12 protein-coding genes are annotated in these 13606 nt (G+C 72.9%); 6 read left to right on the forward strand and 6 right to left on the reverse strand.

Annotated features, from left to right (window positions below):
* Nucleotides 1-52: 52 nt before the first annotated feature.
* Nucleotides 53-1000, forward strand: coding sequence for an NAD(P)-dependent alcohol dehydrogenase (locus ABD126_RS28340; protein WP_343937019.1), 948 nt, complete (start codon nucleotides 53-55; stop codon nucleotides 998-1000).
* On the opposite strand, the gene ABD126_RS28345 is transcribed toward ABD126_RS28340, so the two are convergent.
* From ABD126_RS28345 to ABD126_RS28370, 6 genes are read right to left on the reverse strand one after another with little or no spacing between them, the layout of a single operon-like run.
* Entirely contained in the window at nucleotides 997-2166 is a 1170-nt protein-coding gene (locus ABD126_RS28345) for a multidrug effflux MFS transporter (RefSeq protein ID WP_343937020.1), read from the reverse strand. The genes ABD126_RS28340 and ABD126_RS28345 overlap by 4 nt on opposite strands.
* Nucleotides 2163-3125, reverse strand: coding sequence for an alpha/beta hydrolase (locus ABD126_RS28350; RefSeq protein WP_343937021.1), 963 nt, complete (start codon nucleotides 3123-3125; stop codon nucleotides 2163-2165). Before ABD126_RS28350 ends, ABD126_RS28345 begins: the two co-directional genes overlap by 4 nt.
* Nucleotides 3122-4087, reverse strand: a complete 966-nt coding sequence (locus ABD126_RS28355) for an alpha/beta hydrolase (RefSeq protein ID WP_343937085.1) — start codon at nucleotides 4085-4087, stop codon at nucleotides 3122-3124. The genes ABD126_RS28350 and ABD126_RS28355 overlap by 4 nt, the downstream gene beginning before the upstream one ends.
* Before the next feature lie 5 nt (nucleotides 4088-4092).
* Nucleotides 4093-5049, reverse strand: a complete 957-nt coding sequence (locus tag ABD126_RS28360) for an aldo/keto reductase (protein WP_343937022.1) — start codon at nucleotides 5047-5049, stop codon at nucleotides 4093-4095.
* 17 nt (nucleotides 5050-5066) lie between these two features.
* Nucleotides 5067-6164 carry a zinc-binding dehydrogenase gene (locus ABD126_RS28365; protein ID WP_343937023.1) on the reverse strand — a complete coding sequence of 366 codons (1098 nt, stop codon included), beginning with the start codon at nucleotides 6162-6164 and terminating at the stop codon, nucleotides 5067-5069.
* A 34-nt stretch (nucleotides 6165-6198) separates the two neighbouring features.
* Nucleotides 6199-6909, reverse strand: coding sequence for an SDR family NAD(P)-dependent oxidoreductase (locus ABD126_RS28370; RefSeq protein WP_343937024.1), 711 nt, complete (start codon nucleotides 6907-6909; stop codon nucleotides 6199-6201).
* A gap of 144 nt (nucleotides 6910-7053) precedes the next feature.
* Between ABD126_RS28370 and ABD126_RS28375 the strand changes: the two genes are divergently transcribed.
* The 5 genes from ABD126_RS28375 (at nucleotide 7054) to ABD126_RS28395 (ending at nucleotide 13606) form a co-directional block, all read left to right on the forward strand.
* Nucleotides 7054-8025 carry a methyltransferase family protein gene (locus tag ABD126_RS28375; protein WP_343937025.1) on the forward strand — a complete coding sequence of 324 codons (972 nt, stop codon included), beginning with the start codon at nucleotides 7054-7056 and terminating at the stop codon, nucleotides 8023-8025.
* 456 nt (nucleotides 8026-8481) lie between these two features.
* The gene (locus ABD126_RS28380) at nucleotides 8482-10011 is read left to right on the forward strand and encodes an ABC transporter substrate-binding protein (RefSeq protein WP_343937026.1); all 1530 of its coding nucleotides are present in this window, start codon (nucleotides 8482-8484) and stop codon (nucleotides 10009-10011) included.
* Nucleotides 10012-10068: 57 nt separating this feature from the next.
* Complete coding sequence (locus ABD126_RS28385; RefSeq protein WP_343937027.1) at nucleotides 10069-11010, forward strand: ABC transporter permease; 942 nt, start codon at nucleotides 10069-10071, stop codon at nucleotides 11008-11010.
* Nucleotides 11007-12791: a dipeptide/oligopeptide/nickel ABC transporter permease/ATP-binding protein gene (locus tag ABD126_RS28390; protein ID WP_343937028.1), complete on the forward strand. Its 1785-nt coding sequence runs from the start codon at nucleotides 11007-11009 to the stop codon at nucleotides 12789-12791. Before ABD126_RS28385 ends, ABD126_RS28390 begins: the two co-directional genes overlap by 4 nt.
* Nucleotides 12788-13606: an ATP-binding cassette domain-containing protein gene (locus tag ABD126_RS28395; RefSeq protein ID WP_343937029.1), complete on the forward strand. Its 819-nt coding sequence runs from the start codon at nucleotides 12788-12790 to the stop codon at nucleotides 13604-13606. Before ABD126_RS28390 ends, ABD126_RS28395 begins: the two co-directional genes overlap by 4 nt.

Below are 13606 nucleotides of genomic sequence, written 5' to 3' on the forward strand. Positions count from 1 at the left end.
TCTTACACCTGTAAGGCTACCGTCCGGCTTACAGGTGTAAGGGAGATGGGTCATGCGTGCAGCGGTGGTCGACAGGTACGGCGCGCCGGAGGTGGTGCGGGTCGCGGAGGTCCCCCGGCCCGTGCCCAGAGCGGACGAGGTGTTGGTGCGGGTGCGGGCGGTCGCCGTGACCTCGGGGGACGCGCGGATCCGGGCCGCCCGGTTCCCGTCCGGGTTCGGGGTGTTCGGGCGCTTGGCGTTCGGGGTGCTCCGGCCGCGCAAGCCGGTGCTGGGCGGCTCGTTCTCCGGAGTGGTCGAGGCCGTCGGGGCGCAGGTCGCCGGGTTCGCGCCGGGTGACGACGTGTGCGGCATGACCGGCGTGCGGCTCGGGGCGCACGCCGAGTACGTGGCGGTGGCCGGTGCCAAGGTGGTCCGCAAGCCGCCGCAGGTGTCGCACGAGGACGCCGCCGGCCTGCTGTTCGGCGGCTCGACCTCGCTGCACTTCCTGCGCGACAAGGGGAAGCTGCGGGCGGGCCAGACCGTGCTGGTGATCGGGGCGTCCGGCGCGCTCGGCACGAACGCCGTCCAGCTGGCCAAGCACTTCGGCGCGGTCGTCACCGGGGTGACCAGCGCGGCCAACGCCCAACTGGTCCACGACCTGGGCGCCGACCACGTGCTCGACTACACGACCGGCGCGCTGGACCGCACGCGGGACCGGTTCGACGTCGTGATGGACACCGTCGGCACGCTGTCCGTCAAGTCGGGCCGCCGCCTGCTGGCCGACGGCGGCACCCTCCTGCTCCCGGTGGCCGGACTGGGCGACACGATCCGGGCCCGCGGCGACGTCGCCGCGGGCCCGGCCCCCGAACGCCCGGAGGACTTCGAGTTCCTGCTGGACCTGGCCGCCCGGTCCGCCCTGACCGTCGTGCTCGACCAGGTGCACGACCTGGCCGACATCACCGCCGCCCACCGCCGGGTCGACAGCGGCCGGAAGGTGGGCAACGTCGTCGTCCGGCCCTAGACGCGGACCGGTGCGCGCAGCCTCGGGCGCACCGCCAGCCAGACGAGCGCGGCGGCGCAGGCGTGTGCCGCCGCCATCGTCAGGGCCATCGACCACGGGCTGGTCCCGTTCAACGACACCAGCGGCGCGACCACGGGACCCACCGCGAACGCCGACGTGCCCAACAGCGCGGCGGCGGTGCCGGCCCGGGTGCCGTGCGCGGCCAGCGCCAGCGCCGACCCGTTCGAGGTCGAGCCGCCGCTGATCAGCATCACCAGCGCCAGCGGGACCAGCATGACCAGGCCCAGACCGGCCGTCCCCAGCATGGCCAGAGCCGCCACGGCGGTGCACGTCGTGGTGATGACGTACATGCGCGCAGGCCCGGCGCGCCGCACCACGGCCCGGTTGATCTGCGCGCCCACCACCGACATGACCGCGTTGGCCGCGAAGCACACGCTGAACCACTGCGGGCTCAACGCGAAACTGCCCTGCACCACGAAGCTGATCGACGCCAGGTAGGTGAAGAACGCCGTACCACCACACGCCCCGACCGCCAGGAAGCACAGGAACAGCCGGTCACGCAGCAGGACACCCACGTCCTGGAACATGCCGGTGACGCGCCGCGCCGGCGGAGGCAGGCTCTCCGGCAAGGCGGTCAGCGCCAACACGAACAACAGCGCGCCGATCCCGGCCAGCACCAGGAAGATCCCGCGCCACCCCATCACCGCCGCGAGCTGCCCGCCGACCACCGGCGCCACGATCGGGGCCAGCGCCCCGACCGTGGTCAGCATCGCCAGCAACCGCACCAGCTCCACGCCCTCGGTGAGGTCGCGCGCGACGGCCAGGGCGATCACGATCCCGGCCGACCCGCACAACCCCTGGAGGAACCTGGCCGCCAGCAACAGCTCGATCGACGGCGTCACCGCGCACACCAGCGACAGCAGGGTGAACCCGCCGACGCCCACGACCAGGGGCCGCCGCCGGCCCAGCCGGTCGCTGAGCGGCCCCACGACCAGCTGGCCCAGCGCCAACCCCAGCATGCACGCCGACATCGTCGCCTGCGCCAGGCTCTCGGAGGTGCCCAGGTCGGCGGCCAGGCGCGGCAGCAGGGGCAGGTAGAGGTCCATCGAGATCGGCCCGAAGGTCTCCAGCAACCCCAGGACGACGGCGACCCGCCGCAGGTTCACCGCAGGACGCGCCGCAGGAACGACAACCGCGCCGCCTCCGCCGTGCGGGACACCTCGGCGGTCGGCGAGAACCCGGCGAACCCGTGGTACCCGCCCGCCCACACGTGCAGCTCCGCCTGCCCGCCGGTGGCCCAGATCCGCGACGCGTACCCGACGGCCTCGTCGCGGAAGATCTCCGCCGCGCCGACGTCCACGAACGCGGGCGGCAGCCCGGACAGGTCGGCCATGCGCGCCGGGACCTGGTACGGCGAGGCCTGGTCGGTGAACCGCAGCGGCCCCAGGATCGCGTCCCACGCGGTGTCGTTGTTGTTGCGGTCCCACGCGCCCAGCCCGTCGTACTGCCGGGTGGACACGGTCTCGTTGCGGTCGTCGAGCATCGGGCACAGCAGCACCTGCCCGGCCAGCGCCGGCCCGCCGCGGTCGCGGGCCAGCAGGGCGACCCCGGCCGAGAGCCCGCCGCCGGCGCTCGCCCCGGTCACCACGACCTTCCCCGGGTCCACGCCGAGTTCGGCGGCGTGGGCGGCCAGCCACACCAGGCCCGCGTAGCAGTCCTCGACGGCGGCGGGCGCGGGGTGCTCGGGCGCCAGCCGGTACTCGACGGACACGCCGACCGCGCCGAACTCCAGCACGTCGGAGATCAGCCCGTCCAGGCCGAAGAACCGGTTGCCCAGCACCATCCCGCCGCCGTGGATGCTGTAGATCGCCGGCGCGTCCACGACCCCTCCGCGTGGACGCACCACCGTGACCACGATGTCCGGTTCGCCCGGCGGGCCGGGGACCGTGCGGTCCTCGACCTCCACCGGCCGGTCGCCCACGACCTGCTCGACCGGCGGCACGATGGTGGCGAAGTGCGCGCGGTTGACCAGGATCGTGTCCGCCCGCAGCGGGATGCGCTCGACCAGGTCCAGGAACGCCGCGAGGCCGGGTTCCAGCTCCGGGTCGTACGGGACGGGCTTCACCGCGTCCCCAGCACGCGGCGCAGCCACGAGTCGCGCGTGGCCAGGGCGGTCCGGCTGACGTGCCAGTCGGGCACGTACATGTCGAACCCGTGGAACGCGCCGCTCCACACGTGCAGCTCCGCCTGGCCGCCGGTGGCCCAGATCCGCAGCGCGTACTCGGTGTCCTCGTCGCGGAACGGCTCCGCGCTGCCCACCTCGATGAACGCCGGCGGCAGGCCGGAGAGGTCGGTGGCGCGGGCGGGCGCCGCGTACGGGGACACGTCCGGGCCGCCTGCGGCGTCGCCGAGCAGGGACCGCCAGCCGGCGAGGTTCGTCTCGCGCGTCCACGTGCCGGTGTCGGGGTACTGGTGGCTGGACACGGTGGTGTTGGTGTCGTCGATCATCGGGCACAGCAGCAGCTGCCCGACGAGCTTCGGGCCACCCCGGTCGCGGGCCATCAGCGCCACGGCCGCCGACAGGCCGCCGCCGGCGCTGCCGCCCATGACGACGATCCGCTCGGGGTCCACGCCGAGTTCGGCGGCGTTGTCCGCCAGCCACACCAGGCCCGCGTAGCAGTCCTCGACGGGCGCGGGGTGCGGGTGCTCGGGCGCCAGCCGGTAGTCGACGTTGACCGCGACCACGTTGTGCTCCAGCACGAGCGCGAGCAGCCGGCCGGTGTCCATGTTGCGGTGGCCGACCATCATGCCGCCGCCGTGGATGTTGTAGAGGCCCGGGACCGGGCCGTCGAGGCCGCGCGGCGAGAGGATCGTGACCTCCAGCTCGCCGGCGGGGCCGGGGAACGTGCGTTCCACGACGTCCACGGGCGCGTCGCCGACCACCTCGGCGGCGGGCGGGAACATCGACGCCATCGCCGCGCGCATCCCGGGGATGGTCTCGGGGGTGAACGGCGGGGCGTCGGGCTGGACGATCTCGGCCAGCGCGGGCTCGATCTCGGGGTCGAACGGGACGGGGGTGTGCGGCACGTCGATCACGGCCCTTCGGGGTCGATCACACCGCGGTCGGCCCAGAACGGCTCGACCAGCGCGCGGATCTCGGCGGCGCCGACCCGTTCGACCAGGTCGACGGCGGCGAGGTTGTCTTCGAGCTGGGCGAGCTTGGTCGCGCCGAACAGCGTGGTGGCGTTGGCGGGGTGGGTGAGGGTGAAGGCGACGGCGAGCCGGGCGGCGCTCGTGCCCAGCTCGCGGGCGACCTCGGCGACGCCGGCGGCGTGCCGCTTGATCTCCTCGCGGATGCCGCCGGGGTCGCGCCCGATCTCGCGGGACTGGCCGGTGTTGCCCGCCAGGATGCCGCCTTCGAGCACGTCCGAGGCCTGCATGGCGAACCCGTCGGCGAACAGCCGGCCGAACGGCTCGCCGTCGGGGATGGCGCGGCGGCCGATGCTGTACTTGAGCTGGGCGATCCGCGGGCCGGGCACGCGCTTGACGGCGGCGATGTCCTGCAACGCGCGGATGTTGGAGGCGGACCAGTTGTTGACGCCCCACGCGCGGATCAGGCCTTCCCGGGTCAGCGCGGCCAGGTCGTCCACCAGGTCTTCCAGCGCGATGTCGTCGCGGCGCAGGTCGCCCAGGATGACCAGGTCGGCGACGTCGAAGCCGCCGCGCAGGAAGGCGTTCTCCAGCTGGGGCCGGAAGCCCTGGTCGCCGAAGCCTTCGAGCCAGAGCTTGGCGGAAACCAGGTACCGGTCGCGCGGGATGCGCGCGGCGCGCATGATCGCGCTCCAGATGACGTCGGTGAACACCGGCGGCATGCCGGGCGCGCCGTAGACGCCCACGTCGAACAGGTTGACGCCGGCGTCCACGGCCGCGCGGACCATGGTGACCGCGTCGGCGAAGTCCATGCGGTCGTAGGTGTGCCACGAACCCAGGGACAGCGCCGAGACCTCCAGGTCTGACGTGCCGAGGCGGCGGCGGGGCAAGGGGGACACGGTGCGCTCCTAGTCGGTCAGGGGAGTCGGGGGTCGATGACGGCCTTGACCTCGTCCAGCCGGTGCATGGCCTCGATCCGGTCGTGGGCGGCCGACAGGCCCACCGGGGCGCCGAACAGGCGGTCCCACGGCATGCGGTCGGCGAAGGCCTGGAAGAATTCGATGGCGTGGTGGTAGTCGGCGATGTCGCCGTTCAGCGAGCCGCGCACGGTCAGCTCCTTGCCCATGACCGCGCCGAGCGGGAGCGGGTCGCTGCCGGGGCCGGTGGTGCCGACGATCACGATCCGACCGCCCTGGGCGGCCATCGCCACGGCCTCCGCGCCCACCGACGGCGCGCCGGCGAAGTCCATGACGAGGTCCGCGCCGCGCCCGCCGGTGAGGTCGAGGACCTGTTCGACGGTGGTGCCCTCGGCGATGTCCACGGTGGCGTCCGCGCCGAACTCGCGGGCCAGGTCGAGGCGGGAGGGCGGCGCGCCGACGGTGATCACCCTGCCCGCGCCGGAGATGCGGGCCACGGCGGAGGCGAACAGGCCGAGCGCGCCGGAGCCCTGGACGACGACGGTGGACCCGGTCCGCACCCCGCCGATGCCGTCGAACGCGCGCAACACGGTCTTGGCCGCGCACCCGGCCATCGCGGCCCACGTGTCCGGGACCTTGTCGGGCAGCAGCAGCTTGGCCGCGCGCGGCACGACGTAGGCGTACTCGCACAGCCCGGCGGTGGCGTACGGGTGGACGTCGGAGCGCTGGAGGAAGCCGTAACCGCGCTTGGCGCAGGCCACCGGCTGGCGCAGGACGACGCAGCCGTGGCACTCGCCGCAGGTGGACTCCGACCAGCCGATGCGCGCGCCGAGGGGGATGTCGCGGCCCAGGGCGTCCCGGGTGTCCGCGCCGACGGCGACGACCTCGCCGACCATCTCGTGGCCCAGCACCATCGGCAGCATGCCGGGGAAGCTCATGCGGCCGGACCAGATCTCGACGTCCGTGCCGCACAGGGTGGCGCAGGAGACCCGCACCAGCGCCGCGCCGGGTTCGAGGTCGGCGGGCAGGGGGAGTTCGGTGAGGTGCAGCGGCGCGCCGTGCTCGGTCAGCACCGCCGCCCGGGTGGAGGAGGGCATCGGGTTCCTTGTCGCGTGGGTGGGCTCGGGGGGCTCAGGTCAGGAGTTGGCCGCCGTCGACGGGCAGGCTCGTGCCGGTGACGTGCTCCGCGCCCGCGAGGAACACCACGGCGGCGGCGACGGCTTCGACGGAAGCCAACTGGCGCAACGGGATGCGGTCCAGCCAGGCCTTGCGGGCGGGGGAGCCCTCGGGCAGGCCGGCGGCCAGCATCGGGGTCAGCACGGGGCCGGGCGCGACGGCGTTGACGCGGATGCCGTGCTCGGCCAGTTCGACCGCGGCCCAGCGGGTGAGCGCGTCCACGGCGGCCTTGCTGCTCTCGTAGCCGCCCATGCCGGGGGTCGGCTGCCGGCCGCCGATGGAGGACAGGTTGACGATCGCGCCGCGGGTGCCGCGCTGGACCATGCGGTGGGCGACGTGCTGGGTCATCAGGAAGGTGCCCAGGACGTTGGTGCGCAGGATCGCGTGCAGGTCGGCGCCGGGCAGGTCGAGCAGGCGGCCGTGGACGCTGAGCAGGCCGGCGTTGTTGACCAGCACGTCGACCGGGCCGACCTCGTCCAGGGCGCGCACGACCGAGTCCTCGTCGGTGATGTCCGCGGTGACGGCGCGGACGCCGAGCCCGGCGGCGGCCTCCTGCGCGCCGGCGAGGTCGGTGAGCACCACGGTGTCACCCGCGGCGGTGAACGCGGTGGCGATGGCGCGGCCGATGCCGCCCGCTCCGCCGGTGACCAGCACGGTCCGGGCCATCAGGGGTTTCCTCCGTCACCTCGGGGCGTTGAGGCTACGAGCGTAGAAAAAAAATTCACGCCGCCGCAAGGGGTCTGGCGTTTTTAGTCAACATGCGTAGACTCTCGACCCACTTGAACCCCGGGTTGCCTTGGAGGAGCCGCAATGACCGGACCCGCACCGGACCGCATCGTCGACCTCGCCATCGGTTACATGGGCGCGAAGCAACTGTTCGCCGCGTCCCGCGTGGGCCTGTTCCGGGCGCTGGCCGGTGGTCCGCGCACGGTGGCCGAGATCGCCGCCGAGACGGGCGTGAGCGAGCAGCTGGTCCGCGTCCTGGCCGACGCGATGAACGCCGAGGGCCTGCTGGACAGGGCGGAGGGCCGGTACTCCCTGGCCCCCGACGCCGCCGAGTACCTGGCCGGCGAGAACGACCTGGGGCCGTTCCTGACGTTCCTGAACGAGATCAGCTACGGCCACTGGTTGCAGTTCGACACGACGGTGGACACGACCACGCCCGGCGACCTGAAGATGGACGAGGGCCGGTGGGCGACGTTCATGGCCGGTGTCATGCGGTACAACGCGCTGCACGCGGCGATGCTGGCGCGCGACTTCGACTTCACGCCGTACCGGTCGATGCTGGACCTGGGCGGGTTGTCACCCGAGTTCGCGGTGGGGGCGCTGCGCGCGAACCCGTCGCTGACGGCCCGGTTCGTGTTCGCGCCGATGGCGACGCAGGGGATCGAGGACGCCCTGGCGGCGGCCGGGCTGACCGACCGGGCGTCGATCGAGCCCGCGGAGACGGAGAGCGCCGCGCCCGGTGGCGACCACGACCTGGTGATGGTCAACCACGTGGTGCACCGGTTCACGGCCGAGCAGAACGAGGTCATCCTGAGGAACGCCCGGGCGGCGGCGGCGGACGGGGGCACGTTGCTGTTGCTGGACTTCTTCCTGGACGACGACGCGCGGCAGCGGCGGATCGACGCGTTGCACGCGGGGGAGTACTTCGTCATCGACGGGACCGTGGTGTACCCGGAGGCGCAGGTGCGCGGGTGGTTGGAGGCGGCCGGGTGGCGGGTGCGTGACGTGCTGGCGCTGCCCGGTAGCCCGCGGGTGCTGGTCGCCGACGCTGTGTGACCGGGAGGGGGCGCGGGCTGCGAGTGCGTAGCGCGCGCCCCTGCCTGTCGCCCCTGCCTGTCGCCCCTGCCTGTCGCCCGCCCGCTGCCCTGCCTGCCCTGTTTGCCGCTCGCCCGCCGCCTTGCCTGCCCTGTCTGCGCGTGCCCGCCCCCGCTAGCTGCGGTGCGCCCGCCACCTGCCGCCTGCCTGCTCGCCGCCCCTGCCTGCCGCACCCACCGGCGCCGCTCGCCGGCGGCCGGATCGAATACGATTTCCTACATTTGTAGAACTTCGCCACCCGGGTTGTCCCAGGGCGAACAGCAGGTTGCTCGGGCGTTGCATTTTTTGCCGACGACCGTAGACTAACCGCCATCGCAGTGAGCCAGGTCTCACTTCACCGACACGCTCCAGGTGTGGCCGGCCGGCAGCGGCGCGTGACTCCCCAGCAGTCCCAGCACCCCCCGAGAGAAGGACTCGATGACCAGGAGACGGACATCGGCACTGGTCGCGGCGGCTGCCGCGGCGGCCACCGCGCTCGCCGGATGCACCGGGGCCGGTGGTGGCGGCACGGTCGCCACCACCGACACCGGCGAGTTGAAGGCCGGCGTGTTCCTCGACATCACGTCGTGGGACCCCGCGAGCGCCGACATCGGCTTCGACGGACCCTACCTGTCGGCCGTCTACGACCCGCTGGTCGCGCTCGACAAGGACGGCAAGCCGATCCCCGCGCTGGCCACCTCCTGGGAGTGGTCGGCCGACCGGCTCACCCTCACCGCCGACCTGCGCCAAGGGGTCTCGTTCGAGGACGGCCAGAAGTTCGACGCCGCCGCGGCCGTGGCCAACATCCAGCACCTCAAGTCCGGCGTCCGCTCCGGCCAGGCCTACCTCAACGTCGCGTCCGCCTCCGCCAAGGACGCCGACACCATCGAGATCAAGCTGTCCAAGCGCGACGACGCCCTGCTCTACCAGATGGGCCTGGGCCGCAGCTGGATGGCCTCGCCCGCCGCGATCCAGTCCGGCGCCCTCGCCAACGGGCCCGTCGGGTCCGGCCCGTACACCTACGACAAGGCCGGCTCGACCCCGCAGTCCCAGTACGTCTTCACCAAGAAGCAGGAGCACTGGGACACCGGCACCTACCCGTTCCCGACCGTGCGCCTGTTCCCGATCACCGACCAGACCGCGAGCTTCAACGCCATGCTCTCCGGCCAGCTCAACGTCCAGTTCGCCAACGCGGCCAACCTGCCCAAGGCCAAGGAGAACGGCTGGAACATCGCCAGCCGCGCCGCGAGCTGGGTCGGCGTCCAGTACGCCGACCGCACCGGCGCCCAGGTCAAGGCGTTGGGGGACAAGCGGGTCCGCCAGGCCATCAGCCACGCCTTCGACGCCGCGGGCATCCTCAACGCGGTCGGCAACGGCTCCGGCACGGTCACCAACCAGGTCTTCTCCGTCGACGCCCAGGTCTACGACAAGTCGATGAACGACAAGTACAAGACCGACATGGCCAAGGCCAAGGCGCTGCTCGCCGAAGCGGGCTACCCGGACGGCTTCACCGTCAAGATGCCGATGTCGCCGATCTTCGCCGCCTGGCAGCCCGCCGCCAACCAGACCTTCGGCGAGCTGGGCATCAAGGTCGAGTGGCAGGACATGGCCATGCCCGACTACCAGAAGAACGCGCCCACCTACCCGATGTTCCTCGCGGTGATCGCGTTGGCGGGCAACGACATGGCCACCCTGACCGACCAGGTGACCACCGCCCAGTGGTACAACCCCAACCCTTCGGTCGACGCCTACCCCGAGGTCAAGGCGCTGGTCGAGCAGGTCGAGAAGGCGGAGCCGGGCGCGGCGCAGACCGAGCTGCTCAAGAAGCTCAACGCCGAACTGGTCGACGAGGCCTGGTGGAGCGTCTGGTACCAGGCCGACAACACCTACTTCAGCGTCAAGGGGATCACCGTCACGCCGGTCACCGGCATGATGTTCCCGACGCTGCGGTTCATCCAGCGCGGCTGACGCGCCCGTGCGACCGGCGGGTCCGTCCACGGCGGACCCGCCGGCGAGGAGCCGACGATGCTGTCTTTCATCGCGAAACGCCTGATGTCCGGGCTGCTGCTGCTCGTGGTCGTCACCAGCGGCACGTTCTTCCTGGCGCACCTGGCCGTGGGCGACCCGACCCCCGGCCTGCTCGGCAACAGCGCCACCCCCGCGCAGCAGGCCGCGCTGCGCGCCCGGATCGGCTACGACCAGCCCCTGCTGGTCCAGTTCTGGAACTGGTTCTCCCACGCCGCCACCGGTGACTTCGGCACGTCGTGGCGCAACTTCCAGCCGGTCAACGACCAGCTGGCGCTGCGCGTCCCCGTGACGCTGTCGGTCGTGGCGGTCGCGACCGTGCTCGCGGCGGTGGTCGGCGTGGCCGTGGGGATCGTGTGCGGGCTGCGGCCCGGCGGCCTGCTGGACCGGGGGCTCAAGCTCGCGTCCGTGGTGCTGTTCGCGCTGCCCGGGTTCTGGGTCAGCCTCGTGCTGGTGACCTGGTTCGCAATCGACCTGCGGTGGTTCCCGGCCATCGGGTACGTCTCGCCGGAGGAGTCGGTCGGCGGCTGGCTGCGGTCGATCACGCTGCCGTCGGTGTCGCTGGCGCTGGGCGCGATCGTCATGGTGGCCGAGCAGTTGCGCAACGGCTTCCTCCAGGTCGCCGGCCAGGACTTCGTCCGCACGCTGCGGGCGCGCGGCCTGTCCGACCGCCGGGTCACCGCGCACGTGCTGCGCAACGCCTCGCCCGCCGCCCTCACCGTGCTGGCGCTGCTGTTCGTGGGGCTGCTGGGCGGGGCGATCGTGGTGGAGATCGTGTTCAACCTGCCCGGCATCGGCAGCCTGACCCAGTCCGCGTCGCAGATCGGGGACATCCCGGTGCTGCTGGGCCTGACCGCCGTCACGGTGGTGTTCGTCGTGATCGTCAACTTCCTGCTCGACCTCGTGCTCGGGTGGGTCAACCCGAAGGTGCGCGACCGATGACCGCAGTACCGGCCCCCGTGGCACCGATCCCGTTGGCGTCCGCGAAGCGGATCTCGCTGTGGCGGCGGTACCTGCGCCGCCCGCTGGGCGTGGCCGCCCTGGCCGTGTTCGCGGTCGTGGTGGTGATCGCGGTGCTCGCGCCGTGGCTCGCGCCGTTCGACCCGAACCTGGTCGACTTCCGGATCACCCGGGCCGCGCCGGGCGGCGAGCACCCGCTCGGCGGCGACTCGGCGGGCCGCGACATCCTGTCCCGGCTGCTGCACGGGGCGCGCACCACGCTGTACGGCGCGGTGATCACGTGCGCGGCGGGGCTGCTGCTGGGCGTGCCGACGGGCGTGGCGGCCGGGTACTTCGGCGGGGTCACCGACCGGGTGTGCTCGTGGATCAGCGACGCGTTGCAGTCCGTGCCGGGCATGATCGTGCTGCTGGTGGTCGCCGCGGGCACCGGGCAGGACTTCACCGTGCTGATGGTGGCGCTGGGCGTGTTCCTCGCCCCCGGCTACTACCGGATCACGCGGGCGCGGGCGCTGGCCGTGCGGCGCGAGCCGTACATCGACGCCGCCCGTGTGGCCGGCGTGACCAACGCCCGCATCCTGCGCACCCACATGCTGCGCGCGGTGTACGCGCCGATCGTCGTGCAGACCGCGTTGACTGCGGGCATCGCGGTCGGCATGCAGGCGGGGTTGCAGTTCCTCGGCATCGGGTCGGCGTCCACGCCGAGCTGGGGCCAGATGATGAACGACGGCTTCCAGACCATGCTGACCCAGCCGTTGATCCTGCTGTGGCCGTCGATCGCGCTGGGCGTCACGATCGCCGCGCTCGCGTTCATCGGCTCGACGCTGGCCGACCTGGTCAGCGTGCGCTCCGACCAGCCGTCCCGGCGCTCGCGCGGCGTGGTGCGGCGGGAGCTGGCCGCGTCCACGCGGCCCGCGAGCGGCGGGCACGAGCACGACCCGGCCGGCTGCGTGCTGCGCGTGGAGAACCTGCGGGTCGGGTACGCGACGCAGTCGGGGGTGAAGGAGGTCGTGCGCGGGGTGTCGCTGGACGCCGCGCCCGGCGAGGTGCTCGGCATCGTCGGGGAGTCGGGCTCGGGCAAGTCGCAGACCGTCTTCGCCGTGCTGGACCTGCTGCCGGCGGGCGGGACGGCGGTCGCCGACCGCATCCTGCTCTCCGGCGAGGAGGTGGACCGCGGCGCGCTGGGCCGGTCCATCGGGTACGTGCCGCAGGAGCCGATGAGCAACCTCGACCCGTGCTACACGATCGAGCACCAGCTGGTGGAGCCGTTGCGGCACGTCCACGGCCTGTCCAAGGCCGACGCGCGGGCGCGGGCGCGGGAGGTGCTGGTGCGGGTGGGCATCACCGACCCCGACCGGGTGCTGCGCTCGTACCCGCACCAGATCTCCGGCGGCATGGCGCAACGCGTGCTGATCGCGGGTGCGGTGGCGGGCCGGCCGGCGCTGCTGGTCGCCGACGAGCCGACGACCGCGTTGGACGTCACCGTGCAGGCGGAGGTGCTGGAGCTGCTGCGCGAGTTGCAGGAGGAGTACGGCATGGCCCTGGTGATCGTCACGCACAACTTCGGCGTCGTGGCGGACATCTGCGACCGGGTCGTGGTGATGAAGGACGGCCGGATCGTGGAGACCGGTCCGGTGGAGCAGATCTTCCGCCGGCCCGCCGACCCGTACACGGCGGAGTTGATCAGCGCGTCCCTGGACGACACCGAGGGGCGGCACGAGCTGGACGAGTTGGCCCGCGTGGGTGGGGAGGACGAGGCGCGATGACCGCCGCACTGCTGGACGTCGAGGACCTGGTGGTCGACTACCGCCTGCACCGCAAGCTCAACCTGCGCGCGTTGAAGGGCGTGTCGCTGTCCGTGGGCGCGGGGGAGTGCGTCGGGCTGGTGGGGGAGAGCGGGTCGGGCAAGTCGACGCTGGGCAAGGCCGTGCTGGGGCTCGCGGCCGTCACCTCGGGGCGGATCACGTTCGACGGGGTGGACATCACCCACGCGCGGGGCGCGGCCCGTCGTCGGCTGGCCAACGACATCCAGGTGGTCTTCCAGGACCCCTACGGCTCGCTCGACCCGACGATGACCGTGGGCGAGGTGCTGGCGGAACCGCTGGTGGCGGCCGGTGCGCGCGAGGCCCGCGCGGTGGTGGCCGAGATGCTCGACCACGTGCGGCTGCCCGCGGACTCGGTGCACCGCTACCCCAGCGAGTTCTCCGGCGGGCAGCGGCAGCGGATCGCCATCGCGCGGGCGCTGGTCCGCCGGCCCCGGCTGATCGTGTGCGACGAGCCGGTCAGCGCCCTGGACCTCACCACGCAGGCCACCGTGCTGGACCTGTTCCTGGACCTCCAGCGGGAGACCGGGGTGTCGTACCTGTTCGTGTCGCACGACCTGGGGGTGGTGCGGCGGGTGTGCCACCGGGTGTCGGTGATGTACCAGGGCGAGATCGTGGAGTCCGGCGACGCCCGCACGGTCACCCGCGAGCCCGAGCACCCCTACACCCGGCGGCTGCTGCTGGCCGCCCCGGTCGCCGACCCCGTCCGCCAGGCCGAGCGGCGCGCCGCGTGGCTCGCCCTGCGCGACACGGCCTGA

This window comes from Saccharothrix mutabilis subsp. mutabilis (genome assembly GCF_039521145.1).
GTDB classification, from domain to species: Bacteria; Actinomycetota; Actinomycetes; order Mycobacteriales; family Pseudonocardiaceae; genus Actinosynnema; species Actinosynnema mutabilis.